The organism is Abditibacteriota bacterium, from assembly GCA_017552965.1.
GTDB lineage: Bacteria > Armatimonadota > UBA5829 > UBA5829 > UBA5829 > RGIG7931.
Genome location: JAFZNQ010000003.1, coordinates 17509 through 43833 on the forward strand (window position 1 = coordinate 17509; position 26325 = coordinate 43833).

At 52.2% G+C, this 26325-nt stretch carries 20 protein-coding genes; 12 read left to right on the top strand and 8 right to left on the bottom strand.

Features of this window, described 5'->3' with window-relative positions:
* Positions 1-70: 70 nt before the first annotated feature.
* The 6 genes from IK083_00125 to IK083_00150 form a co-directional block, all read right to left on the bottom strand.
* Positions 71-1327 carry a glycosyltransferase family 4 protein gene (locus IK083_00125; GenBank protein MBR4747963.1) on the bottom strand — a complete coding sequence of 419 codons (1257 nt, stop codon included), beginning with the start codon at positions 1325-1327 and terminating at the stop codon, positions 71-73.
* A 125-nt stretch (positions 1328-1452) separates the two neighbouring features.
* Positions 1453-2082, bottom strand: a complete 630-nt coding sequence (locus IK083_00130; protein ID MBR4747964.1) for a sugar transferase — start codon at positions 2080-2082, stop codon at positions 1453-1455.
* Positions 2083-2184: 102 nt separating this feature from the next.
* Entirely contained in the window at positions 2185-3474 is a 1290-nt protein-coding gene (locus IK083_00135; GenBank protein ID MBR4747965.1) for a thiolase domain-containing protein, read from the bottom strand.
* The gene (locus IK083_00140; protein ID MBR4747966.1) at positions 3440-4318 is read right to left on the bottom strand and encodes a hypothetical protein; all 879 of its coding nucleotides are present in this window, start codon (positions 4316-4318) and stop codon (positions 3440-3442) included. The genes IK083_00135 and IK083_00140 overlap by 35 nt, the downstream gene beginning before the upstream one ends.
* A 442-nt stretch (positions 4319-4760) precedes the next feature.
* Complete coding sequence (locus tag IK083_00145) at positions 4761-5411, bottom strand: acetyltransferase (GenBank protein ID MBR4747967.1); 651 nt, start codon at positions 5409-5411, stop codon at positions 4761-4763.
* A gap of 125 nt (positions 5412-5536) precedes the next feature.
* The gene (locus tag IK083_00150; protein MBR4747968.1) at positions 5537-6832 is read right to left on the bottom strand and encodes a DegT/DnrJ/EryC1/StrS family aminotransferase; all 1296 of its coding nucleotides are present in this window, start codon (positions 6830-6832) and stop codon (positions 5537-5539) included.
* Positions 6833-7320: 488 nt separating this feature from the next.
* On the opposite strand from IK083_00150, the gene IK083_00155 reads away from it, so the two are divergent.
* From IK083_00155 to IK083_00205, 11 genes are all read left to right on the top strand, one after another.
* The gene (locus IK083_00155) at positions 7321-7920 is read left to right on the top strand and encodes a sugar transferase (GenBank protein ID MBR4747969.1); all 600 of its coding nucleotides are present in this window, start codon (positions 7321-7323) and stop codon (positions 7918-7920) included.
* Positions 7921-7944: 24 nt separating this feature from the next.
* Positions 7945-8823, top strand: coding sequence for an NAD-dependent epimerase/dehydratase family protein (locus IK083_00160; GenBank protein MBR4747970.1), 879 nt, complete (start codon positions 7945-7947; stop codon positions 8821-8823).
* On the top strand, positions 8820-9962 hold the full coding sequence (locus tag IK083_00165; protein ID MBR4747971.1) for a glycosyltransferase family 1 protein: 1143 nt from the start codon (positions 8820-8822) through the stop codon (positions 9960-9962). The genes IK083_00160 and IK083_00165 overlap by 4 nt, the downstream gene beginning before the upstream one ends.
* A gap of 90 nt (positions 9963-10052) precedes the next feature.
* Complete coding sequence (locus IK083_00170; protein MBR4747972.1) at positions 10053-11201, top strand: glycosyltransferase family 4 protein; 1149 nt, start codon at positions 10053-10055, stop codon at positions 11199-11201.
* Between the two features lie 111 nt (positions 11202-11312).
* Positions 11313-12785 carry an O-antigen polysaccharide polymerase Wzy family protein gene (locus tag IK083_00175; GenBank protein ID MBR4747973.1) on the top strand — a complete coding sequence of 491 codons (1473 nt, stop codon included), beginning with the start codon at positions 11313-11315 and terminating at the stop codon, positions 12783-12785.
* Entirely contained in the window at positions 12782-13927 is a 1146-nt protein-coding gene (locus IK083_00180) for a glycosyltransferase family 4 protein (GenBank protein ID MBR4747974.1), read from the top strand. The genes IK083_00175 and IK083_00180 overlap by 4 nt, the downstream gene beginning before the upstream one ends.
* A gap of 968 nt (positions 13928-14895) precedes the next feature.
* The gene (locus tag IK083_00185) at positions 14896-16227 is read left to right on the top strand and encodes a Coenzyme F420 hydrogenase/dehydrogenase, beta subunit C-terminal domain (protein ID MBR4747975.1); all 1332 of its coding nucleotides are present in this window, start codon (positions 14896-14898) and stop codon (positions 16225-16227) included.
* Between the two features lie 75 nt (positions 16228-16302).
* Complete coding sequence (locus tag IK083_00190) at positions 16303-17202, top strand: glycosyl transferase (GenBank protein MBR4747976.1); 900 nt, start codon at positions 16303-16305, stop codon at positions 17200-17202.
* A 28-nt stretch (positions 17203-17230) separates the two neighbouring features.
* Positions 17231-18382 (top strand): CapA family protein, encoded by a 1152-nt coding sequence (locus tag IK083_00195; protein MBR4747977.1) that lies wholly within the window; start codon positions 17231-17233, stop codon positions 18380-18382.
* A 64-nt stretch (positions 18383-18446) separates the two neighbouring features.
* On the top strand, positions 18447-19520 hold the full coding sequence (locus IK083_00200; GenBank protein ID MBR4747978.1) for a polysaccharide pyruvyl transferase family protein: 1074 nt from the start codon (positions 18447-18449) through the stop codon (positions 19518-19520).
* A gap of 111 nt (positions 19521-19631) precedes the next feature.
* Positions 19632-21182: a polysaccharide biosynthesis C-terminal domain-containing protein gene (locus IK083_00205; protein ID MBR4747979.1), complete on the top strand. Its 1551-nt coding sequence runs from the start codon at positions 19632-19634 to the stop codon at positions 21180-21182.
* Between the two features lie 151 nt (positions 21183-21333).
* On the opposite strand, the gene IK083_00210 is transcribed toward IK083_00205, so the two are convergent.
* On the bottom strand, positions 21334-22467 hold the full coding sequence (locus IK083_00210) for an aminotransferase class I/II-fold pyridoxal phosphate-dependent enzyme (protein ID MBR4747980.1): 1134 nt from the start codon (positions 22465-22467) through the stop codon (positions 21334-21336).
* Between the two features lie 570 nt (positions 22468-23037).
* Between IK083_00210 and IK083_00215 the strand changes: the two genes are divergently transcribed.
* The gene (locus tag IK083_00215) at positions 23038-23757 is read left to right on the top strand and encodes a M15 family metallopeptidase (GenBank protein ID MBR4747981.1); all 720 of its coding nucleotides are present in this window, start codon (positions 23038-23040) and stop codon (positions 23755-23757) included.
* 596 nt (positions 23758-24353) lie between these two features.
* On the opposite strand, the gene IK083_00220 is transcribed toward IK083_00215, so the two are convergent.
* Positions 24354-26300 (bottom strand): Ig-like domain-containing protein, encoded by a 1947-nt coding sequence (locus IK083_00220; GenBank protein MBR4747982.1) that lies wholly within the window; start codon positions 26298-26300, stop codon positions 24354-24356.
* Between the last annotated feature and the right edge of the window lie 25 nt (positions 26301-26325).

Consider the following 26325-nt stretch of genomic DNA (forward strand, 5'->3'; position numbering starts at 1 on the left):
ATCGTGTACCTTTAATGAAGATGTTTTCCGTTTTTCCGGGCATTAGCCAACTTATACCGGACACATAAATTCATTTTTCAATAATATCTATCAGCATCCTCGTAAGGTTCTTGAAGTCATACACTTCTGCAGCTTTTCTGGCATTTCTGCCCATCTCTTCCTTTTCGTCATCGTTCAACGAAGCCATAGCAAGGATCCCTGCGGCGATATCCTTGGGCTCAAAGCCTTCAGTAAGCTTTCCGCAACGGTATTTCTCGACAATGCTGTATCCGGGTCGGACCGTATAAAACACAGGCTTTCCGGCTGCAAAATATTCAAAGGCCTTGTTGTAGCTTTCACCAACACGAAGCAGCGGATTCATTTCCCAGTGAACTATGTTCAAGTTTGCTTTGCTGTCTATAGAAGGGATGAACTGTTTGTTCACTCTCCCCTTGAATACAACGTTTGAGATGCCTTCATCTTCTACTCTTTTCTTCAACTGTTCCAACTCATCTCCGTCTCCGAAAATGATGAACTTGATCTTCGGGTCATTTATCAGCTTTGCGGCATCCACTATCAGGCCAAGATTATTGATCCGCCTTATTGAGCCGCAATAGACGACTTTGTAGAGCTCGGGATTATCCAGATCTTCATCTGAATACGGATGAGAATTAAGATTTTGATCAAACGCCTCCAGGTCAACACCGTTATTGATATGATACAGCTTCTCATTATCGACAGGACCGCCATGAGCCTTATCCCATTTATGCTCGCATACATAGTCAGGCCCACCCTCCTGGGTGAAGATAACTGCTGCGGCTTTCTTGTAAATCCATTTTTCACCGGCATACAGGATCCTGGACAGCAAGCTCTTCTTTGTGAGCCGCCTTGAATAGGCTACGATGGCTTCCGGCCATAGATCCCGGACTTCGCAAATACACTTGACGCCAAACTTTTTGGCCAGCTGGATCCCGGCGACCATCGTAAGAGGGTGGACTGATGATGCAATGATGATATCCGGATTGCCATGTATCTTTGCGTATTCAAGGGCAGCCTTTTTGACGTTGAAATAAAAGTCTATCATATTAAGCACGCGTCCGATGCCATTTCCCTTATATTTTCTTGCCTTTACGAAAACGAAAGGGGTATGGATCTCCTCTGCGTATTTCTCTGCCCAAAGATCATCGGTATCAATACATTTTTCTTCTGTCCTGTTGAAAAAGATGTTTGAACAGAATACTACCGGGCTGTAGCCGGCTCTTTGAAGGTACTTGGCAAAATAATAGTGCCTTCCGCCCTTGTCAAAGAGCATGTTGCTTGCATAATGATTCATTAACCAGATTTTCAAAATACTACCCACTCTTTACTTACTAATCATTTAGTCTTCTTCCAAGAATTCCGTCCGGCTGCCTCAAAAAGGACTAACCTCAGCGAATACAGGTGTCGCCTGTTCCTGAAGGAAGGCAGCCGGATTCATTCTTCGGTTCCTTTGAATTCAGTCATAGTTTCGGATTCTTCGCCGCTAATACCTTCCCGTTTGAATACTGTTTTAACCGTTTCAAGAATGATTGTCCAGTCTCCGATGAAGGTTACGTGCTCTACGTATTTCACATCCCAATCAAACTTCTCTTCCCAGCTTATGGCGTTCCGGCCGCTTACTTGCGCAAGGCCGGTCAAGCCCGGTCTCACCTCATGGCGGCGAGCCTGATGCTCGTTGTAGAGGGGCAAGTATTTTACAAGCAGCGGTCTTGGGCCGACAAGAGACATATCGCCCTTTAGAATGTTAAACAGTTCAGGGAGCTCATCCAGTGACGTGGAACGCAGCTTTTTACCAAAAGGAGTCAATCTTATGGCGTCATACTCAGGTCCGGACTGCCCTTCCTTTGGTGAGAGCATCGTCCTGAACTTGTACAACTTGAAGACCTTCCCGTTTTTTCCCGGACGATCCTGTGTAAAAAAAACCGGCCTACCGAGCTTGGCGAGAACCAATAGCGCAGTAATCAGAAGCACTGGAGATAATACGACGGTCGCAAACAGCGCGCATAGAAAGTCCTGCGGACGCTTAATGAATCTCTCGTATGGACCGCAAGATTTGTGCTTCATTCGTTCCTCCGTCTTCCGCTCTGTAATGACTCGCTGGTATCCGACGTTACGGCATCGGGATGCAGCAATATCTGCACGAAAATCATGAATATAATGCTTTGTTTATTCTTGTCCTACTATAAAGACATAATTAGTGGTGGCGCTTCCGCCAATATTCAGCATCAAGCCGTTTTTAGCCCCCCTGACCTGATACCTGCCTGCGGTTCCGGTAACCTGCTTGTAAATATCCAGAAACATCCTGGCGCCGGAAGCTCCTACCGGATGGCCTGCTCCGATAAGGCCGCCCGACGGATTGATAGGCTTGGTACCGTCAAAAGCAATCAGGCCGCTTTCTATTGCCTCGTACTCTTTACCGGGTGCTGTCAGTCCGAACGCGCTTATTGCCGCATACTCGGAGCTTGTAAAACAGTCATGAGTTTCAAATACGTCTATATCGTCAACAGTCAATCCTGCTCTTCCATATGCATCCTGCACAGCTTTTCTCGTCCAAGGCAACACATATTCGGACCCTTCGTTGTCTGCCATCTTCTTGTCAAACAGCATTGGCGCAGTTCTGTGCCCGTAACCTTTGATAATGGGTTTATCTTTGATCCCGCGTTCGCCGACAAATCTTTTGCTGCAGAGCACAATAACGGCAGCGCCGTCTGTGATTTGCGAGCAGTCGGAAACAGCGAGTCTGCCGCCGACAAGAGGGTTTGTGTCTGTTCCTCTGGTACTTGCCTGATCGTAACTCATAAACCATTTGCGTGTCTGCGCAAGGGGATTGCGCTTTGCATTGCTATAGTTAATGATGCTTATCCTCGCCAGAGCGTCCATGTACCGCTTTGCATCCAGTTCCGGGTATTTCTTCAGCGTCTCATCAGCAAGTTTTCCAAATAGTTTTGGAAAAGGGAACTCAATGCCTTTGCTTTCTTTTTCATAATCGGCAGCGCGCCCCAAAAAGTCTCCGCCGGTCAGCGAGTCAACGGTTTTCATCAGTTCCCAGCCGAGGACTATGGTTACGTCATATTCGTCTGCCCTGATTTTTGTGGCCGCTGCGTCAATAGCAACGGAAGAACTGGCGCATGCCGCCTCATAACGCGCAGAAGGAACGCCATAAAAAGCCTCGTCTACTTCCGTCAGAAAAGCGCCAAGGTGCCCTTGTTCCGTATATTTTTCAGCAATGAAATTGCCGACAAAACATGCGATACGGTTTTCCCGGTTCAGGCTCTTCACGTCTTCAAAAGTCAGTCCTGCGTCAGACAGCCCGTCAGCAACCACCTCTTTAAGAAGAGCAACCATACCTTTGCCTTCTTTCTTCCAGTTGCGTTCAAAATCAGTCTGTGCGCCGCCGAGTATATAAACCTTGCTCATAACTTTACCTCCCTGATTTGAAATAGCGCCTGAAATCATACTTCGAGGGCTTCACATCTGACAGAAGCTGTTTAATATCTACCTTCCTGCAGATTTCCGGAAGCCGATCGTTTATCAAAGCCGGTACATCAGTTGCTAAGGACAAAGCCTGATACACCGCCAAGGGAGGACACCAGCTAAATCCTGTAGCCATCACGTCATCGGCAGCATCGACGTTATAACCGACATTTTTGGCTGCGTAGAGGCTGTATATGATATACTTGAGGAGAAACGACAGGCATATCTCTGCTTCCTGTGACTGGTTATTAACAAGACAGACGAATGCATTCGTGTATTCGCCGTCAGCGATACACTTCTTCATTTTGTCGGCAAACGGAAAAACATATGGGATCACGTCTCTGTACATCCCCGTATTAATATCTAAAACGGTTTGACGAACGATCCCGTTTTCATATTTGATTCGCCTGTAGAGGCCGGCCCCGCTTTTTCGCCCAAGCTTGTTTTCATCTATCAGCTTCTGAGTAAACTCCGGAAGGACAAAGGTCTCATGCGCATAATCATTTGTATTTTCATAAATGTTATCTACTATGGCCTTGTGGACATCCAGACCGACAAAGTCCGACGTAACCAGCGGAGGCATAGTGCGACCGGTAAAAGATCCGAGCAGAGCGTCTATATAATCAATTCCGCCATTGTCTTTGAACTTCTCAGCGTATTGGAGAGCCTCATTAATAAACTGAAAGCCTATGCGGTTGCCCAAAAAAGCCGGAGAGTCTTTTACCTCTACGACCGTCCGATAAAGTATCTTGCTGAGATACTCCTTCAGAGCGGTCTTGGTTTGTTCATCCGAAAAAGCTGTTGAGGTCAATTCGCAGAGAGGCATGCTGTATGGCGGGTTGAACATATGAACGCCAAAGAAATGTTCGCGCAGTCCCTTCGGATAACAAGATGCGAGATCAGTGATCGAAAGACCTGAAGATCCGGTGCAGGATATTGCGTTGGGCTGAAGCGCTTTTGCCACTTGCATAGCTATGTCTTTTTTTACCCCCATGTCTTCTTTGCTGCTCTCAAATACAAGATCTGACTCTGCAACACATTGCTCAAGCATTGAAAAATCAGCCGGGATCAGATTCTTTGCGATAGCATCTGCTCTAACAGATTTCACGATCCTCGGAATAGTTCTCTTTACTTTTTCAATATCCCTGCCCACGCAATAAACTACTGCATCGCCAAAGGAAGCAAAAATACCCGCAACAGTCGCACCCATTGTGCCTGTTACTCCTACAACAGTTATTGTTCTGATATTCAACTTGTTACCCTCTCTGTCAGTCATCAAAAAACTTGATCGGCTTTGCGGGACACCCCACTGCAGTACATTTTGCCGGGATATCTTTAACAACAACGGCTCCTGCTCCTACTATGCTGTAGTCTCCTATATTCTTTCCCTGGATGATACTCATGCCCGTACCCATTTCCACTGAATGTCCGATGTTTGTATTTCCGGACACATTGACAGACGGATAGAGGGTCACGAAGTCGTTCAGAACGGCGTCATGGCCGATCGTGCAGTCCAGGTTAACGATGACATGATCGCCGATGGATACATTCACAGTAATAATCGAATGAGCGCAAATGATGGTTCCTTCTCCTATAGTTACGAGATCACTTTTCACTACACCCGGGTCGATCACGGTTCCAAACAGAATATTTGCGTTTACTGCTTTCATGTTGGCAACTATCTTTTCCCGAACTTTTGAAGCGCCTATTGCGCATACAAAATAAGCGTGGGGATACTTACCAACATCGGCTGTCTTACCCAACACCTTATAGCCATTGATGCTTGCGCCCTGAATGCTGTCATCATCATCCATAAACCCAAGAATATTCCAGGTTGGTTCGTCAATATTTTGGCGCTCTGCTGCCCATGCTACCTCACGGCCAAATCCGCTTGCTCCAAATATGATTAAGTCCTTCATGTGCAATTAGTCTCCGCTTTCACTCATTTAGTGCATCCTGTTAAAAGAAGCAGATATTTTCTCGAGTCAACATCTCATGCTTGTATTTTTGCATTATTATCCGGGGAAATGCCTGGATGCAAAATTTACCGGAAGCATCTGTGAATGATATCGATAACTCTGTCCTGCTGATCCGGAGTCATCTTGTTGTCCGAGGGGAGGCACAGGCCTCTCCGGAAGATATCTGCGCCGACGTCAACGCCTTTGCCTGCAATATAGGCGTTGCTGCGTCCGCGGCCGCTGCCTTCTTTGGTCACGAATGCATGGCTTCGGTATATCGGCTGCATATGCATGGGTTTCCAGATGGGGCGGCCCTCGGCGTTAAATGAGTTCAAGGCGCCCAGTATTTCCCCAGGCGAGCTTTTTCCCGGCTTTGATCTCCACAATTCGTCTTTTTCGCCGCGAACAAACGGAGCCATAGCCTCTTCATCGATCAGTAAGCAGGAAAGCCAAAAGTTGGGGACACTGTCGGCGGCGTCAAAAGGATTCAGACTGATAGGAAGGTCTTTGAGCCCTTCTTTGTAACGATAGTAGATAGTTTTCTTTTGCTCAATGTGTTCTTCGAGATAAGGGAGCTGGCCGCGCAATAATCCGGCAATGATATTGCTCATTCGGTAGTTGTAGCCCAGCTCTTCGTGCTGATACCAAGGGGCGTCCTCACGGCTCTGAGTGCTCCATTTTCTGGCCTTGTTTGCGTCTTCCCGGGAATCGGTCAGCAGAAATCCTCCGGCGCTTCCGGTGATGATCTTGTTGCCGTTTCCGGACAAAATGCTTATTGTTCCGAAGCAGCCGGTCTGGACGCCTTTATAAGTAGCCCCGAAGCTTTCGGCGGCGTCTTCCACTATCAGCGCGCCGTGAGCATCGGCGATGCTTCTGATCTCATCGATCTTTCCGGGAGTGCCGTACAGATGTGCCACAACGATAAGGCGCACGTCCGGATACAGCTCGAAGGCGCGGGAAAGCGACTCGGGATCCATGTTCCAGGTGTCATATTCCGTGTCGATAAACACGGGGATCCCGCCCTCGTAGCAGATCGGATTGACAGTTGCGTCGAAGGTCATATCAGACGCAAAAACACGGCGACCCTCAAGGGCCCCGTGCCCGGCAGCAGGCTGTCCATAGAGCTTTTCTGCGCATAGCTTTATGGCGAGATGAAGCGCGGCAGTTCCGCAGGTCAGCGCTACAGCGTATTTCCGGCCGACCTTTTCCGCGACCTGCTTTTCAACTGTATCGATATTCTCCCCGACAGTACTGACCCAGTTGGTCGTTATTGCCTCGTCGACCCAATGCTGCTCATCGCCGTGCATAGTTGGAGACGACAGCCATACTTTGGCAGGGAACCTTTCGACGCCTGAAAAACGAGGGTCTTGTAAAAAATTCATTAATATAATCCTTAAATATCCGGTTGATCAGGCCATGGCGGCTGATCGGTCCGGCGAGACGGACTTCCGATGAGCAGTCAGAATGCCGACCATAAGACCAGGCAGTCGTCGTCAGCACCTTCGGTGACCTTAACGGAATACACACGCTTATATTATATCATACTTTGCATATGTTTACAATATTATGATTACCACACCCCACGACTGCTTTATACGGCCGGGACAGTACCCGGCTGCAGAGCATGAAAGATAAGATGAGTAAGGGCTGTCTTTATTCATGGCGCGTCTCTATTTCTGTTGCATAGCCGGCTCCGCAAGGACGGAGGTGAAAGCCGGAATGACGAGATAAGATGGATGGAAGCAAATTGACGGGAGGCCCGGCTTTATAGTATAATATATATGTTTATTGACTACACAGACGGTTTCGGGGCGTTGTCAAAGCTTCCGCCGGAAAGGCTGCGGCTTGTGACACGGAGTTTTCGAGGGTTATGTACAAACGATTTTTCAAAAGACTCACAGATATTATCCTCAGCGGAGCAGGCATTATCATATTGTCTGTTCCTATGCTTATTATTGCCCTCGTTATCAAGGCCGAAGACCCGGGTCCCGCCATATTCAGACAGCAGCGGGTAGGCAAAGGCAAAAAGCTCTTCTGGCTGTACAAATTCCGCTCCATGAAAATGGACACCCCCCACGATACTCCCACCCACCTGTTGGAAAATCCGCAGCAATATATTCTGAAAAGCGGGCTCGTTCTCAGGAAGCTGAGTCTGGACGAGCTGCCCCAGATGTTCAATATATTCAGGGGACAGATGAGCATCATCGGCCCCCGCCCGGCCCTGTGGAACCAGGAAGACCTGATCGCCGAGCGGGACAAATACGGGGCGAACGACATCAAGCCGGGGCTGACGGGCTGGGCACAGATCAACGGCAGGGACGAGCTGGGCATCGAAGTCAAGGCTGCCCTGGACGGCGAATATGTGAAAAAGGAGTCCTTTTCCTTCGACGCCAAATGCTTTTTTGCCACCATCTTCAAGGCGGCAAAGAGCGAGGGTGTAGTGGAAGGCGGCCCCAAATCAAAGGAATAGAGACCGGCAACTAGGAGAGAGCTATTGACGAGAGTATTGATCACGGGCGCAAACAGCTATGTCGGCAACTGCATCAAAAAGTGGTTGTCAGACCGTGAGGGTTCATATTACGTGGAAGAGGTCGACACCATCGGCGATGCCTGGGAGGCCGCCGACTTTTCACGTTTTGACACTGTGGTCCACGTAGCCGCTATAGTCCATCTGAAAGAGAACCCATCTATGGCCGGGCTCTATGATACCGTCAACGCGCAGCTCCCCGTCAGAGTGGCGGAAAAAGCAAAGCAGCAAGGCGTCAGACACTTTGTCTTTATGAGCACCATGGCGGTGTACCCCGCCAATATACCCTTTGTGGCCCCGGACACTCCCGAGGCTCCCTCGACTTTTTACGGCAATAGCAAGCTGAAGGCGGAAAAAGCCTTGCGGGAGCTGGCCTCGGAGGCTTTTTGCGTGTCCATCCTGCGGCCGCCTATGGTGTACGGCGAAGGCTGCAAGGGCAATTATACTTCCCTCGAAGCCTTTTCGCGCAAGTGCCATGTGTTCCCCCGGATATACAACAAGAGGAGCATGATATACATCTGGAATCTGTGTGAGTTCATCAGGAGGATCATAGACGCTCCGAAGCCCGAAGCGGCTGTGTATTATCCGCAAAACAAAGAGCAGATAGGAGCCCTGGATATTCTGAAGGCCCTGTGGGAAGGGCGCGGAGAAAAATATAACCTGTCCGTAGTGGGCGCTTGGTTCGTGTCTGTATTGATGCTGCTGCCCAAGACAGGCACCCTGAAAAAGGTGTTCAGGGATTCCGTGTATGAACGATCCATGTCCGACTATTTTGACTACGAGTATTGCATCTATTCCTTTGACGAATCCATAAAAAGTATCTTGGCAGCGGAGGCAAAGTCATGACAGAGCCCATCAGGATCCTCAACGCCGTCGGGCTTATGGCTCCCGGCGGTATTGAAACCTTTATCATGAACGTCTACCGGAATATCGACAGAAGCAAGGTCCAGTTTGACTTTTTGTATCACAGAGGGCTCGGAGGCGCTTACGAAGACGAGATACGCTCTTTGGGCGGCAGGATATACCAAATGCCCGTCCTCAAGAGCGGTGAAAAAACTTATTATTGGAAAATATTCGCCTATATCAGCGAATTAAAAAAGTTCTTCAATAGCCATCCCGAATACCACGTTCTTCACGGGCATATGACCAACACGGCTTCCATCTACATGCCTATTGCCATGAAACACGGCAAAGTGACCTGCGCTATAGCTCACAGCCATTTGAGCCACGCCAGGCCCGGCCTTTCGGGAACCGTGACCAACCTGCTGCAGAAGTCCCTGTCCGGGATATCCACAGATTTCTTTGCGTGTTCCGAAACAGCTGCAGAATGGATCTTTTCAAAAGAAGACATAGCAGCCGGCAAGGTCAGGATAGTCAAAAACGGCGTTGCCCCCAAAAGGTTCTGCTATGACAGAGAAAAAGCACTTGAGAAGAAACGCGAGCTTGGGCTCGAAAGCAAAACGGTCATAGGAAACGTAGCCAGATTCAGAGCAGAGAAAAACCACACCTTCCAGATAGACGTGCTCGCCGAGTTAGTAAAGACAATGCCTGACACGGTCCTCATGCTGGTGGGAGATGGCGAGCTGCAGGGCGAAATGGAAGATAAGGCCAAAAGGCTGGGTCTGCAAAACCACGTAAAATTTATGGGGCTGCGGACCGACGTTCCCGACCTGATGCTGGCCATGGACGTTTATTTCCTGCCTTCTCTGTTTGAAGGGCTTCCGGTCTCGGCTATAGAAGCCCAGGCGGCAGGTCTTCCGGTGGTGACTTCCACCGGTGTTACGCCGGAAACCGATATCACCGGCAACGTCACTTTTCTTGAGCTGAGTCAGGGCCCGGCCGTCTGGGCAAGTAAGGTCATTGAAGTATGCAAGAGCTTTGAACGGGGTGACATGACGGAGTATATCCGCAAAAACGGCTATGACATTACCGAGACTGCGCGCTGGCTCCAGGAGTTTTATATCAAAAAACACAACGGGCAATAGTCTTTGCCCGAGCCGTTTCCCGGCCGGGAAACGGTGAGTATTTCAAAAGCCGGATCAGTGTTTTGCCGGCATACAACGTAAGTATTGCAAATGAATATATTGTGTATAGCCTTTAAGGATTTTTCCCAGAAGCATTTCGGCGGCAGCAAAAAGGTGATCTGCGAATGCGCCGCCCTGGAGGAGCTGGGGCACAAAGTTACGCTTATCGGGCGCAACCAAAGCTCTACTGTCCTTATTGACACCACCGGAAACGAAACCGTATTGTGCGGACATACCCGTTTTCCCGTGGCGGCGCTGCGGCCGTTGGTTGAAAAAAAGAACCAAATGGCCGATGTCGAAAACTACATCAAGGACAAGAGTTTTGACTTGTGCTACGTGAGATATGATCTCTCCACCGCAGGCTTTATCGGTATGCTGAAGAAGCTGAAAAACAGGTGCGGGAAGCTGTACATAGAGATCCCCACCTATCCTTATGACAAAGAATATTCCGGCAGGCTGAACGACTTTCGCCTGAGAATAGACGATTTCTACGCCAAACAGCTGAAAAGGTACACAGACAAGATAGTATCATTTTATCAGATACCCGGCGACAGTTTTTACGGAGTTCCTGTACAGGTCGTCCCCAACGGATTTGATTTCAGCGAAATAAGTATTGTCAATGCAAAAGACACGTCAGAAGACATACACGTAGCGGCAGTTTCTTCTATGCGTCTTTGGCACGGATACGAAAGGTTTATCGAAGGGCTTCACGAATATTATTCTCAGGGCGGTACCCGCAATGTATATTTGTATCTGGTGGGCAACGGACGCGAAAAACAAAAATACGAGGCCCTGACGCAAAAATATGTGCTCCAGAAGCACGTCATTTTCTGCGGTCCCCTGCACGGAGAAGCATTGGATGCTCTGCTGGAAAAGTGCAATCTGGGAGTAGATTCCCTTGGCCGGCACCGGACCGGCATTTCGGTACTGAGCTCTCTGAAAAGCCGCGAGTACGGAGCAAAGGGCATCCCCATCATCAATTCCTGCAGTATAGATATATTGGACGATGATTTCAGATATTTTCTGAAGGTCCCTGCAGACGAAAGCCCCGTAGATATTCAGAGCGTTATCGATTTTTACGACAGCGTATATGCCGGCGGAGACAGACAAAAGGTCGCCCGGGAAATACGTCAGTATATTGAAGCCAAAAGCGGGATGACAAGCGTTATGAGGCAAATAGTTTCCGATACTGCCAATTAGCGGTCTCATGCGGAGATTCGGCGATCCGACAGGTCTCCCGCAGGCAGCCTTGAGCCAAAGAACGGTATTATCATAATGAGTTTTCAACAAAAGATCAGGTCTGAAAAAAGTATGAAAATCAAATTAAGAAAACCAGCAGCATTTATCCTGTTTGTCGGTGTATTCGCATTGATCAGCAGCGCTGTCTGGCCTAATATTTATTTTTTGACACTGGCAGCTCTGGCGATTTGGCTAACGGGCGTGATGTATTCTGTGTTCAAAGTCAGCAAACGCTTTTCTTTATTAAGCTTTAATACAGGCTTTTTTATCTTTATTCTGGGCGGTTATTCCATAGACCTTTTCACCAACTTTAACACCGACTATTTACGGAACTCCAACGTACTTGTCACAGACGAAGCCATCAACCATTTAGGGATATGCATGGTCATCTGTATGCTGATCGTCAATTTCACCTATATGCTCCTGGACACTATCCGCCCCGTAGCTTCAGAGGAGAAATACGAGGCGCCTGATATCCTGCCCAACAATACTATGCGGCTGGTCCTGATGCTGCTGATCATTATAGGCTTTACCTGCAAGCTGCTGCTTTCTATAGAGGACTTTGCCATTGTCAGGGCCACGTCATTCAGGATACACGCCAGCACGCTGTCACATTATCCCTATTACGTCACTGCCCTGTCGTCGCTGTTTTTGGTATCCACCTTTGCCTTCTGGGGCCTGATGCCCGGCAAAAGAGAGACCATCTTCACCTTTATCCTGCTGGGTATCCCCGAGATATTTCAGCTGCTGTCGGGCGAAAGAGGAGAGCCCATCAGCGTGGTGCTGACGATCCTGTTTTACGTCATGCACCGCAACCGTCTGGGCAACTATGACTTTACCATCAAAAAATCGGCTGTCATCGTCAGCCTGATCGTGCTTCCGTTTGTTATCTACTCGTTGCAGTTTATCGCCTATGCCAGAAATCACATGACCTATGACAAATCCCTTGGAGTAGGCATCACCGAGTTCTTTGCTACCCAGGGCGGCTCGGTAAAGATCATCTCAAACGCTTTCGTCATGCGGGACAGGATAGATGCGGCAGCGGGGCATGACTTCTTTCTCGGCGAGATCCGGGAGTATCTGAAAAGCAACATCTTTGCCAGGTATCTCGCAGGCACCAGTGTCAGGACGCGCACTGTGGAGGATGCGCTGAACGGCGACAACTTCCTGCGGTGTTACGGGTATCTGTATTCGCCGGGGACGTACAAAGCCGGCGTGGGAGGCGGCTCAACTTATATTGCGGAGGTGTATCATGACGGCGGGTATGTGTTCCTGGTCCTATTCAACATATTTATCGCCTTTGTCATCAGGTCTATCGACAATACTAAGATAGGCAACATCATCCACTTTACCATCAGCATGGGCATATTCAAATACATCGCCACGCTTCCCAGGGAGCAGGCCCTGCAGTGGTTTACCGGTACCTTTGCCCTTCAAAATCTGTTGTTCTATTTCTTCCTCTACGTTTTTTACGTAAGGCCTAATATGAGGATCTCCGAAAACAGAGATACCCACAACAAAATAAGGATCGGTAAGCAGAGATGAGGATACTGGTCATCAGCGTCGGATACCCCTCCGGCCAAAACAAGGCCAGGCTGGTCTTCCTGCAGCGCCTGGTCAACAAATTTGCCGACAAGGGCCACGAGTGTACCGTTATCGCTCCCGTCCGTTTTATGCGGGAGGACAAAAACCTGGACCTTACGGAGCTGCAGCCCACCGAAAACGGAAATCAGGTCCGGGTCTTTTTCCCCCGTTATATCGGCGGATGGATGGACAAAAAGAGTCCGCTTGACGCAGTATACAAGCTCACGGTCCGGGCCTACGCAAACGCCGCCCTGCAGGTGATCCGCAAAAACAACATTGAGTTTGACTGTGTGTACGCTCACTTTACAGGCTTTGCATCCTTGTGCGCTGTCAGTATCGGTAAGGCCTTCGGCGTGCCCGTATTTGCCGCTGCAGGCGAGAGCAAATTTGTCAGCCTGGAGGGGTATAACAGGGCGGAGACAGTCAAAGCGTTGAACCGTATGAGCGGCATTATCTCCGTTTCCGCCTACAACAAACAGATACTTCTGGAAAACGGGGTCCTGGACGACGACAGTATCATCACGCTGCCCAACGGCGCCGACGAGAAGCGCTTTTATCCCAGGGATAAGGCGGCCTCCAGAGAAGCGTTGGGTTTGCCCGGGGATGCGTTTATAGCTGCCTTCGTCGGGCATTTTATAGAACGCAAGGGGCCCTTGCGCCTGCTCTCTGCCGCCGAAGGCACAGGCGTAAAGCTGGCTTTTGCGGGGAAAGGTCCTCAAACGCCCGAGGGCGACAGCGTAGTATATTGCGGACCGGTAGCTCCAGAGCAGATGCCGGAGTTTCTCAGCGCCGCAGACGTATTTGTCCTGCCGACCCTGACCGAAGGCTGCTGCAATGCCATTGTGGAGTCCATATGCTGTGAAATACCTGTCATTTCCTCGGACAGGCCCTTCAATTACGACGTTTTGGATCCTGAGTGCTCTATAATGGTCGATCCGGAAAACGTGGAAGCGCTGCGCGAGGCCATACTCCGGATCAAGAACGAGCCGGACCTTTATAAGCGCCTGCGGGATGGGACGCGGCAAAAGAAAAGGGTCTTGTCCCTTGATTACCGCGCAGACGCGATCCTTTCCTGGATCGGGAAGCGTATCAGGCAGAATTAATTGCGGGAACAGTATCACATGAAAATCGGTATCTTAACACACTACAACGTCTCAAGCCACGGAGCGCTGCTTCAGATGTACGCCCTGCAGCAAACGCTGAAAAGCCTTGGGCATGAGGTTTTTATCCTGAGCTACAACCGCAATCTGGATTTTATCGACGAAGAGACCAGAAAACGCTTCAGCGCCAATCTGCGAAACCTGCCCTATTATCTCAGGGATTACACCAAGAAAAACGGCTTTTCCTCGTTGATCTTTCAGTACAAAAAGCAGCGGGTATTGTCGGAATTCAGGCAGGCGAACTTCCACGTCATACCTTATACCGAATCCGGCGGGCTTGACTGCGTCGTGGTAGGCGCAGACGAGGTATTCAGCCTGGAAAACGGCATCAATATCATGATGTACGGCCACTGCATCACCTCCAAGAGGATCATCTCCTACGCGCCCAGCTTCGGACAGACGGATATGGACCGCATAGAGCGCTTTGGCTGCAAGGCCGTCATCAAAGCCGGATTGGAGACCTTTGACAGCCTGTCGGTGCGGGACGAAGGCTCGCAAAATGTGGTGGAGACTCTGACAGGCCGCAGACCGCCTGTGGTATGCGACCCAGCGCTGCTGTATGACTTCGGCTCGAGGCCCAATAAGCGAAAGGACTATATAGTCGTATATTCCTATCAGTCCAATTTCGACAGCCCCGACAGAATAAAGGCCATTCGGGAGTATGCCCGGAAACGCGGCTGCGAATTGTGGTCCGTAGGCGTCAGCTTCAAGTGGTGCCACAGGAAGATCAATTGCGATCCGCTTCAGATGATAGACGTCTTCAGAGATGCCAGCGCGATAATAACCGACACGTTTCACGGGACTATCACGTCATTTATAGCGAGAACGCCGGCAGCGGTCTTTGTCAGAGAAAACAATTGCGTCAAGCTGGATCATTTGCTTCGGTCCATAGGCATGGAGAGCAGAAAGGTTTGGGAGAACTCTCAGCTGGAAGCCGTGTTGTCAGAGGAAGAGTCCTTTGCCGATATCGAGGCGAAGGTCCTGGAGCTGAGAGCGCGCAGCATGAACTATCTGACAGAGGCATTGAGAGGATAGCAGCGCTTATGGATACTTACCTGGTAACTAAAGACAAGGCCTGTTGCTGCGGCTGCGGGGCATGCTCCGCTGCATGTCCGACACACAGCATAACCTTTGAAGCAGACTCCCTGGGTTTTTCTTTTCCTGTCGTTGACCAAGAGACCTGTGTGCACTGCAATAAATGCATAGATGTTTGCCAATATCATCACGAGCTCCGGACGAATAACGCCTCGGGGACCTTCGTGGCCAAAACAAAAGACAGCGATACTATAGACAACAGCAGCTCCGGCGGGCTGTTCACCGAGCTCGCGAAGGAAGTACTGAGCAAAAACGGCATAGTGTATGGCGCAGCCTTTGATCATGCCCTTCGGGTGTCGCATATCCGGGCCGTATCCGAAAAAGAGCTGCCGCTACTGCAAAAATCCAAATACGTCCAGAGCGATACCGAAGGCGTTTTTACTCAGGTAAAAAACGATCTTATCGCCGGGCGGACTGTTCTGTTCTCGGGAACGCCTTGTCAGGTGGCCGGGCTTCGCTGTTTTTTGGGCAAAGCTTATGACCGGCTGATCTGCGCAGACGTTGCCTGTCACGGAGCCCCCGGTCCGAAAGACTTTGAGATATGTAAAAAATACATAGAGAAAAAGTATGGAGGCGAGCTGCTCCGATTTGATTTCAGGACCAAAAAACGAGGCTGGACTCACATGTGTTCCTTCGTGATCAGAGACGGCTCCGGCAGGGTCGGGACGCATATAGTCAAGCCTTACGATTTGCCGTATTATTATTTCTTCCTGCATGGCAGGAATTTTCGGGAAAGCTGCTACAGCTGCCCTTACGCCTCCCTGTCGAGGACGGGCGACATCACCCTGGCCGACTGCTGGAACGTGGAAAGCCTGCAATTAAGCTTTGATACTACCCGGGGCGTTTCTCTGGCGCTGGTAAATACAGAGCAGGGAATGAGCCTGTGGAACGACGTTGCAAAGCGGCTGGAAACAGCCGGCGTTCCAAGCGATTTTCCTGCCGCAAGCAATCAGCCTTTCAGGGCGCCTTGCAGAATGCCGGACAATCGCGAGGCTCTCCTGAGAGGAGTGATGGAAAACGGATACAGGGATACAGGCAGCTATCTGTCAGCGAAGGAAAAGATCAGGGAACTGGTCAAAGGAGCGATCCCACCGAGGATAAAATCAATGCTCCGCAAGGTTGCTGCGGGAAAGAAACCCTGCAGCTGAGGAACAAGGCCTGGCCCCCGGTGAGCGGCGCGCTCAGGCGTATATCAAACACATTTTTACCAAAGAAGCGAAAATATGGAAAACATTTTCAGGTTTGCTGCGAAAGAGGCTGTTTGGCATGAACTGCTGAACTGGATGCCTGATGAGCCCTACGTAAAGTTTCTTTACTGGGCTTTTATGAAGAAGAAATTGGATCTCGAGGATCCCAAGACCTACAACGAGAAGCTGCAGTGGCTGAAGCTCTACGACCGAAATCCGGAATACACCAAGCTGGTAGACAAATATGAGGCCAAGCTGTATGTGGCAAGCCGGATCGGAGAGGAGTATATCATCCCTTCTTATGGCATTTGGAACAGCCCCGAGGAGATAGATTTCGACAAGCTGCCCGATCGTTTTGTCCTGAAGACCACTCATGACTCCGGCGGGATCAAGATCATCAACAAGGCTGAGGGCTTTGACCGCAACGCTATCAATGCATTTTTTGCCAAGCGGCTGAAGCAGAGCACTTACAAAAAGCAACGAGAGTGGCCGTATAAAAACGTCAAGCCCCGCATTCTGGCGGAGCAGTATATGGAAGATGAAAAAACAGGGGAGCTGAGAGACTACAAGTTTTTCTGTTTCAACGGTGAGGTCAAAGCTCTGTTCATAGCCACGGACCGGCAGAGCAAGGACAGGCCCACGGCTTTTGACTTTTTTGATACCGATTACAATTGGCTGGACGTTCGTCACGGACACCCCAACGCTCCGCGCAAGCCCGACAAGCCCGAGACCTTTGACAAGATGCTCGAGCTCGCCGGCATACTGTCTGAAGGGCTGGTGCACGTCCGCGTAGATCTTTATGAGATCAACGGCAAGGTCTATTTCGGAGAAATGACCTTCTTCCATCACGGCGGGATCGTGCCCTTCGACCCGGAGGAATGGGATCTGAAGTTCGGCCAGTGGCTCACCTTGCCGGCAAAGCCCACGAAAGCCTGAGAATTGTGATCAGACAAAGGACACAGTCATGTATTTTTTAATAGGCGCCGATACAGTCCCCACGGAGGCCAACGAACGCTCATTCGCCGAAGGCGATGTGAAGTCTGTTGTCGGTGATGAAATATGGGACCTGCTGCAAAACGCAGAGTATAGGATAGTCAATATCGAAGCGCCAGTTACCGACGCCGTTGCTCCCATTGCAAAGTGCGGACCCAATCTGCGCATCCCAAGCAATTGCGCAAAAGGATTTGCCGCCATGCATATCGATCTGGCTGCGCTGGCCAACAACCATATCATGGATCAGGGAGCGGTCGGGCTGGCCGAGACCTGCCGGGCACTCAAAGAAGCGGGCATAAACTATATGGGCGTGGGGCAAGACTCCGCTTCCGCAAGGCTTCCTCACATCTTCAGCTTCAATGGTAAGAAGGTCGGTGTGCTGAATTGCGTAGAGCATGAGTTTTCCGTGGCAGAAAGCGATTTGCCCGGAGCAAACCCCTTTGACCCTTTGGAGACGCCGGACGACGTTGCCGGGCTCAAAGCGCAATGCGATTTCGTCATAGTCCTGTACCACGGCGGCGGAGAGCAGTATCGCTACCCCTCTCCGCAGCTGAGGGTCATTTGCAGAAAGCTGGCGGACAAAGGCGCTGATCTGGTAGTGTGCCAGCATTCACATTGCATCGGCTGTGAGGAATTATACAACGGTTCCCGCATCATCTACGGTCAGGGCAACTTTTTGTTTGCGCTCAGAGACAATGACTACTGGAACTCCGGGCTGCTGATCAGGGTAAACGAGGACCTAAGCGTGACCTATATCCCGGCTGTCAGAGACGGCATCGGCGTCAGAATGGCGCGGGGAGCGGAAGCGGATGAGATCATGGCAGGCTTTCATCGCAGAAGCGCCGAGATCAAAAACGATGACTTTGTGCAGAATGCCTATGACGAATATGCGCGGAAAAGACTGCCCTTTTATCTCGGCGCCTGCTATCCGGCCAAAGGCTTTTTTGCCAGAGTGTTGAACAAGCTCCTTGGCGGCGGATATCAGAGCCGGGTGCTGAATAAGGTTTTCGGGCGGCCCGAGCTCATGCGGCTCTATAACTACATATATTGCGAAGCCCACCGGGAGCTGTTCGTTCGGGGTCTGAAGGATCGGGCGGAGGACCATCGGGATCGGCGCAAATGATCTCGTTACTGAATGGCCGGCTGGCCCTGCCGACGAAAAAGACCACGCAAAGGAGATAAAGAGAATGAAGGCATTGATCCACGGGGCTATCAACAGAAGCAATTACGGCGACTTTTTGTTTGCGGCTATATTTTCCAGCGCTCTGAAGGAGAGGGGAATAGACGTAGAGTATTACTGCCATCCCAAATACGGGATCAGTGATTTCTTTGCCAGGCATCTCGGATATACTCCAGACAGGAAGCATTATAAGAAGACCATGGAAAGCTGTGACGTGCTGGTGTATATATCCGGCGGGTATATGCTGTCACACAAAAAGCTGCTGGTGGAGTATTTCCATACAAAAAGATTCCTGCCGCCCGCAGAGTATTTCATGAAGAGCGGCAAACCTATATATATCATGGGCATCGGCGCCGGGCCGTTTTACAAAGGGCCCTTTGCCAGGATTGCAAAGGAGCTCCTGCCATACGCCTCTGCCATCACCTTCAGGAATGAGGAATCCAAAGAGCACTGCCTGAACCTGGGGGTCACCAGAGACATACCCGTCACTGCGGATACGGCGTTGGTCATCAGAGATTATCTGGACCGCAACGTTGCCGGCGTTCCCGCGTTTGAAGTGGAGCCGGGAAAGAAAATGCTGCTGTTGCATACGGACTGTACTCAGGAGCTGAAAAGCAAGTGGAAAGAGATAGCGGCGCCTGCCGTCAAAAAATTCCTGGACAGCCACAGCGAATACGCGCTGTATCTGGCTTCGGACGGTTTGGCGCCGACATACGACGAATATGCTCCCCTGTTCTCTGAGTATTCGCCGCATATCCTCAGGTATGACGACCCGTGGCTGCTCACCATGCAGATCCGGAGAGCCGATCTCATCCTGACCACCAAGCTCCACGTGGGCATACTGGGGACCACCTTCGGCTGCTCGGTGGTGTCTTTCCCCTGGCACCAGAAGACGGCCAGGTATTACAGACAGATTGGACAAGAGGACAGATGCGTCCCGCTGGCCGAAGCAGACGAAAAGACTGTGTTGGCTCAGATGGAACGCTTTGAGGGCAAACCAGTTGTCGTGCCGGAGGAACTCGTAAACAAGGCCAGGAAAAATATAGAGCTGCTCCCCGTTGCAGACGACCGGGTCCCGTAACAGGACCGCCGCGGGGGAGCATACGGCCCGGAGCCGAATGATATTCGGAGCGCCGCCCGGCGTGAGAGAGGAGGACGCCGGCGGTACCCGAAGGTAAAACCGTATTCTTAGATGAGAAAAAAGAAAGCCTTAATAAATACAGTATTTTCCATACTGCTGGAAATAGTGACCGTGATATCGGGGTTCATACTCCCCAGATTGTTCATAGGGACCTTTGGTTCGGAAGTTAACGGTCTGGTGTCTTCTATTTCCAGCTTTATCGGCTATATCATATTGCTGCAATCGGGTGTCGGCACCGTAGCCAAGGCGGCCATGTATAAGCCCCTGGCCAAAAAGGAACACGAGAACCTCTGTATCGTGGTCAAGACAGTCGAGAACTTCTTCAGAAAGATCGCGGTCATAACGGTAATATACATATTCCTCCTGGGGTTTTTGTTCCCCTACGTCATTACGCCCGATGCAGGCTCCTTCGTATATACTTTCTCACTGGTCATTATTATCGGCGTCAGTACGGCGGCCCAGTATTTCTTCGGCATCACCCACCAGATGCTGCTGGAAGCCGACCAGCGGTCCTATGTGTATTCCATCATACAGATACTGACCGTCATATTCAACACCATCATTTCTATCATACTTATCAAGACAGGCTATTCCGTGCAGATCGTCAAGCTGGGCAGCGCCGTCCTGTTCGTCATCAGGCCCCTGGCCCTGAGTATTTACTCAAGAAGAAAATACAATATCGACGACCGCGTTCCCATTGACAACTCCCTTATCAAGCAGCGTTGGGACGGCTTTGCCCAGGCCATAGCCTATTTTATACATTCCAGGACCGACGTCTTTGTATTGACCATATTTGCCAGGCTGTCACCGAACGTTTCCCTGAGCCTTGTGTCGGTCTACAGCGTATACGCCCTGGTGACCACAGGCCTCAACTCCTTTGTCAGGGCCATAGAAAGAGCGGTCACGTCGGCTCTCGGCAATATTATCGCCCTGGGAGAACGGGAAAATCTGATCAGGGCTTTCAGGGCATATAATAACTTCATCCATATTATATGCACGGCGATCTTCGCCACTGCCAGCATTACCATCTTCAGCTTTGTGGAGATATACGTAAAAGACGTGACGGACGCCGAATACATACAGTACGCCTTTGGGTATATCATTATTGCCGCCGAGTATCTGTACTGTCTCAGGTCTACCTATACCAGCGTCATTTATGCGGCAGGCAAATTCAAGGAAACCAAGGTTTCTGCCGAGATAGAAGCCGGGCTCAACATCCTGGTGTCGGTGATCCTGGTCCCGAAGTTCGGCTTGATCGGCGTCGCCATAGGGACCTTTGCGGCCATGGCCTACCGCACGGTATCCTTTATCATGTATCTGCACAGGGAGGTGCTGGAATTTGACTATAAGTCTCAGATCAAGCGCTATCTGATCACGGCCTTTTCGTATGTGGCGCCCATCATGGCCTTCTCGTATGTTCCGATAACAGTAAACGGCTATATGGAATGGGGCATACTTGCCATTGTGGTCATGGTCATTACGACTGCGGTTGTGGTCGTTGTCAACCTTGTTTGCAACAAACAGGAAACGCTTGACGTGTTCCGTACGCTCCTTAAAAGAAATCGCAAACAGAGACAGGAGAACGGCGAAACCAAGGGATAAAACGGATCGTCCGGCCGGAGGCTGACTGCTCAGCGGGCAATCATACCGAAGCCCGCTGAAGTGTTACGACAATGCAACGGTATTGACATACAAACGTCCGGCCGGCCAGCAGGCAGGCCGGATGGTCATTTGTGCTGCGCTGCGCGGAAGGTCACTGTCTGTAGTCTGCGAGGAAATCGGCCAGCTTATCGGCCGCTTCTCTCAGGACGTTCACGTTGGGCAGATATACTATCCTGAAGTGATCGGGCTTGTGCCAGTTGAAGCCTCTGCCGGGGACCACCAGCACCTTCTTTGACCTAAGGAAGTCCAGGGCGAACCTGTTGTCGTCGGTGATATTGAACCTCGCCGTATCCAGCTTGGGGAACAGATAAAAGCCGGCCTTGGGCTTCTTGGCGCTGAGCCCGGGTATGGAGTTGACCGCATTGTATATGACCTCGCGCTGCTCATAGACTCTGCCCCCGGGGACTATATACTCGTTGACGCTCTGATAGCCTCCCAGGGCCGTCTGCATGATGCTCTGGCCGGGAACGTTGGAGCAGAGGCGCATGTTGGAGAGCATGTTGACCCCGTTGATATAATCTCTGCCTATCTCCTTGTTGCCGCTGAATATCATCCAGCCTACCCGGAAGCCGCATATCATGTGGGACTTGGACAGGCTGTTGAAGGTGACGCAAAACAGGTCCGGAGCCAGCGACCCTATGGAGACGTGCTCCTCGCCGTCCATGACCAGCCTGTCATAGACCTCGTCGGACATGATCATAAGCCCGTGCCTTCTGGCCAGCTCGGCGATCTGCTCCAGCAGCTCCCGGGGATACAGGGCTCCCGTGGGGTTGTTGGGATTGATGATCACTATGGCCTTGGTCTTCTGGGTGATCTTTGCTTCCATGTCCGCGATATCCGGCAGCCAGTCGGATTCCTCGTCGCAGATATAGTGGACCGCTTTGCCGCCTGCAAGGTTGACGCAGGCTGTCCACAGGGGATAATCGGGAGCGGGCACCAGCACCTCGTCGCCGTCGTTGATCAGGGCGTGCATGGCCAGCTGTATCAGCTCGCTGGCGCCGTTGCCGGTGTAGATGTCCTTCATATCCACGTTTGGCAGCTTTTTGATCTGGGCATACTGCATCACCGCTTTGCGCGCCGACGCCAGGCCCCGGGACACGGAGTAACCCTGAGAGTCGTTGATGGACGACTTGATGTCCACTATCACCTCGTCGGGCGCCCGGAAGCCGAAGATGGCCGGGTTGCCGATGTTGAGCTTCAATATGCTGAGCCCCTGTTCTTCCATTTTGGCGGCTTCGTCCACCACGGGCCCCCGCACGTCATACAGAACGTTGTCGAGCTTGTTGGATTTGTAAAACTGCACTGGTTTGTCTCCCTGTTCCTCCGAGTGTGGACCGCGCTTGGGGCCCCTGTGGAGAAACCGACTGAAATGGCTGCGGCCTCGGCGGCCGCGCACCTATTACTTATTATATACTAAAAAAGATCTCGATTCAAGTGAGGGGAGCGTTCCGTTCAGCATCAGACGTCATCTCGGCGCCCTGAACGAAGTGAAGGGCGGTAAGAGATCCCCTGTAACAGATGGACGAGCCCCGGGCATGGACCGACCCCTCCCCATTTGCATATATGCCCTCGGTGTCCCCGGAAGCACTCCGGTGCCCCGCTTATATGGCCCCTTCCACCAGCCCGCTCCCGCAAGCGGGAGCAATGAACGGGCTGGCGGACCCTCCATAGATCCCTTACCGGAAATCGCGTAATGCTGACGCATTACACATATGCGATTTCCGCCGGGATGACGCGGGGTTTGGCGGAGCCGCCGGGATGACGCTGTAACGGGGGGTTCTTCCGGTGGCGACGAATGTGCTACAATACATATGGAGATCATGCGAGCGACGGCGCTCTGCTGCCACAGGAGAAACAAATGCAAAACGCCATAGAAAAGGGAGTCATGGATCCGTCCGGCTTTGTGCTGCTGGCGGACTACGTCCCGGGTATCATTCAGGAGATACGGTATTATTCCACCTACAACTTCATCGGGGACCGGATCGACGGCTATGAGGAGCCCTGCGCCATACTGACCATCGAAGCGGCTCGCGCCCTGAAGGAGGTGAGTATGGAGCTGTTTGTCCGGGGATATAGGCTGAAGGTGTATGACGCATACAGGCCGGCCTGCGCCGTGAAGCAGTTTACCCTGTGGGGCATAGAGGATCAGGACATACGCATGAAGCCCTATTTTTACCCGGAGCTGGAAAAGGAAGAGCTGTTTTCGCGGGGCTACATCGCCAAGCGGTCCTCTCACAGCCGGGGCAGCGCCGTCGATCTGACTCTCTTTGACATGCAGACGGGCAAAGAGGTGGATATGGGAGGGCCCTTTGACTTTTTCGGTGGGCTCTCCCATCCGGACTGCCGGGACGTCACCCATGAGCAATACCAAAACCGCATGACCCTGCAGCGCGTCATGGTCCGCTACGGCTTTGCGCCCTACGAATGCGAGTGGTGGCACTTCAGGCTGGACGGCGAGCCCTATCCGGACACCTATTTTGAATTTCCCGTTTCCTCGGCCTATCTGAAGAAGTGAGAGATGAGGAGAGGCGTTGTCCTCCGCCGGTGTCCACGGAAGCACTTCGGTGCCCCGCTTATATGGCCCCTTCCACCAGCCCGCTCCCACAAGCGGGAGTAAGGAAGGGGCTGGCGGACCCTCCATAGATCCCTTACCGGAAATCGCGTAATGCTGTGGCATTACACATATGCGATTTCCGCCGGGATGACGCGGGGAGGCGCCGGGATGACGAGGACCGGGTCCACGCCGGCGGAGAATTAGTCCCGTTCAGACACAACGTCACTTCGGCGGTGAGGGCAACTCTTGCCCTCACCGGTAAGAAGTCCCCTTTAAACGGACCGCGAGCCCCGGGCATGGACCGGCCCCTCCCCATTTGCATATATGCCGTCGTTGTCCCCGGAAGTACTTCGGTACCCCGCTTATATGGCCCCTTCCACCAGCCCGCTCCCACAAGCGGGAGTAAGGAACGGGCTGGCGGACTCTCCATAGATCCCTTACCGGAAATCGCGTAATGCTGTGGCATTACACATATGCGATTTCCGCCGGGATGACGCGGGGAGGCGCCGGGATGACGCGGACCGGGGCTTTTCTTTTCCTCTGTTTTACCTTTACCTCTATTTCACCTTCACCTTGCACTTGGCGGTGAAGCCGCCGTCCCTGGTCTTGGCTCTGATGGTGGTGGAGCCCGGGGCGACGGCGGTCACCTTGCCCTTCTTGTCCACTGTGGCGACGGCCGTGTCATAGCTCACCCAGGTGACGGTCTTGTCCGTGGCGTCGTCGGGCCTGACCGTGGGCTTGAGGGTCAGGGCGCCGCCCGTTTTCAGGGTGGCGGTCGCCTTGTCCAGGGTCAGTCCCGTCACGTGTATCTGCCGGGGTGTCACCTTCACCTTGCACTTGGCGGTGTAGCCGCCGTCTTTGGTCTTGACTCTGACGGTGGTGGTGCCGGGGGCGACGGCGGTCACCTTGCCCGTCTTGTCCACCGTGGCGACGCTTGTGTCGTAGCTCACCCATGACACGCTTTGGTCTGTGGCGTTGTCCGGCTTGACCGCGGCGCTCAGCGCGAGGGAGTTGCCGGCTTCAAGGCTGACGCTCGACCGGTCCAGGGATATTCCGGTCACGGGCACTTGATGGGGTATCACCTTCACCTTGCATTTGGCTGTCAGGCCGCCGTCCCGCGACTTGGCTCTGATGGTGGTGGTCCCCAGGGACCGGGCCTGGGCGTTGCCCCACTCGTCTATCTTGACTATGGAGGGGTCGTAGCTCAGCCAGGTGACGCTTTGGTCAAAGGTGTTGTCCGGGGTAAAAACCGGCTTGAATATAAAGTGCTCCCACAGCTCCAGGGTGAGCTTGGTCTTATTGAGAGTCAGGGCTTCCGCTCGGGCGTAGGGAGCGCCGTTGATATACAGGGTGTGGCCGTTGGTGTCCACGGTCCCCCGGTTTTTCAGCTGGGTGATCCAGCTGTCTCCCGTCAGCACCCACACGCAGCCCTCGGCGATGTGGACTCTGCGGTCCTTGGTCCCGTCGCCGGTGATGGAGCCGTGATATACGGTGGGCTCGCCCAACGGGTCGGGCTCAAGAAACAGCTCCGCTTCCGTCACCCCCGACAGCCTGATGTCGCCCTCGAAGTTCATCCCCCGGGCGGTCAGCCAGATGATCGAGGCGGTCCCGTAGGTGTTTTCGCACACCAGCAGGTCGTTGTCCGGCCCGCAGTCCAGAGTCGTGCGGGTGAGGTCGATATCCGCCTTTTTGGTCTGCGCAAAGTGGAACAGAGGCCCCTTGCCGGACACTATCTTGCCGCCGGTCATGGACAAATACACTTCGCCGAGCCAGCCGCGTTTTGGATAATTGCCGCCGCTGCAGTAAACGGTCCCCAGGGGGTCCGAGGCTTCCAGACGGCAATCGGTCAGCTCCGCGTTGAACAAGCCCGATCCGTAAATAACGTCCGGATATATGACAGGGAACGCCGACGCGCTGAAGGCGGCGCCCCTGGCCCGGAAAGTCGAGCTTGTAGAGCCGATGGCGGGAGAGGCACCTTTGGTGCTGTAGGAGCCGCCGTTTACGTTCACGAGCCCCTGCACGGCGGGAGAATCTGCGCCGTAGGTGGTGACGCGGACGTTGTTGGCAAAGAGGACGTCCGAATGGGGCGCGTATATCCCGGCGCTGTCATTCCCCGACGTGGTGACCGTGGTCCCGTTCAGAAACACGGGGCCGCCGCTGCTTTGGTCGATCTCGACGCCGCAGGTGTTGACGCCGTCCGAAGTGATGCTTCCGTTGCTGATGGTGACCGGCGTTTTTGAGGTGTGGATCTCTGCCGCAGGCCGCGACGTCTGCAACTTGTCCCAGCTGCCGGATTTGATGACAGTGGGGTTGGTGATGCTAAGGGACGTGAAGTTTTTGGGGTCGTAGAGATTCACCCGCAGAGCGCTCTCGGTCCTGTCATGGGACTCAAAACGCTTGCCGCTGTAGCTGCCGGCGGGAGAGTCGTCGTTGATCACCACAGCAAAGGCTGCAGCGCAGAGAAGCAGAGCAAGGACCAGCGCAGCAAAAGTATGTCGGATCATGGTTGACGGGCCTCCTGTGTGTATC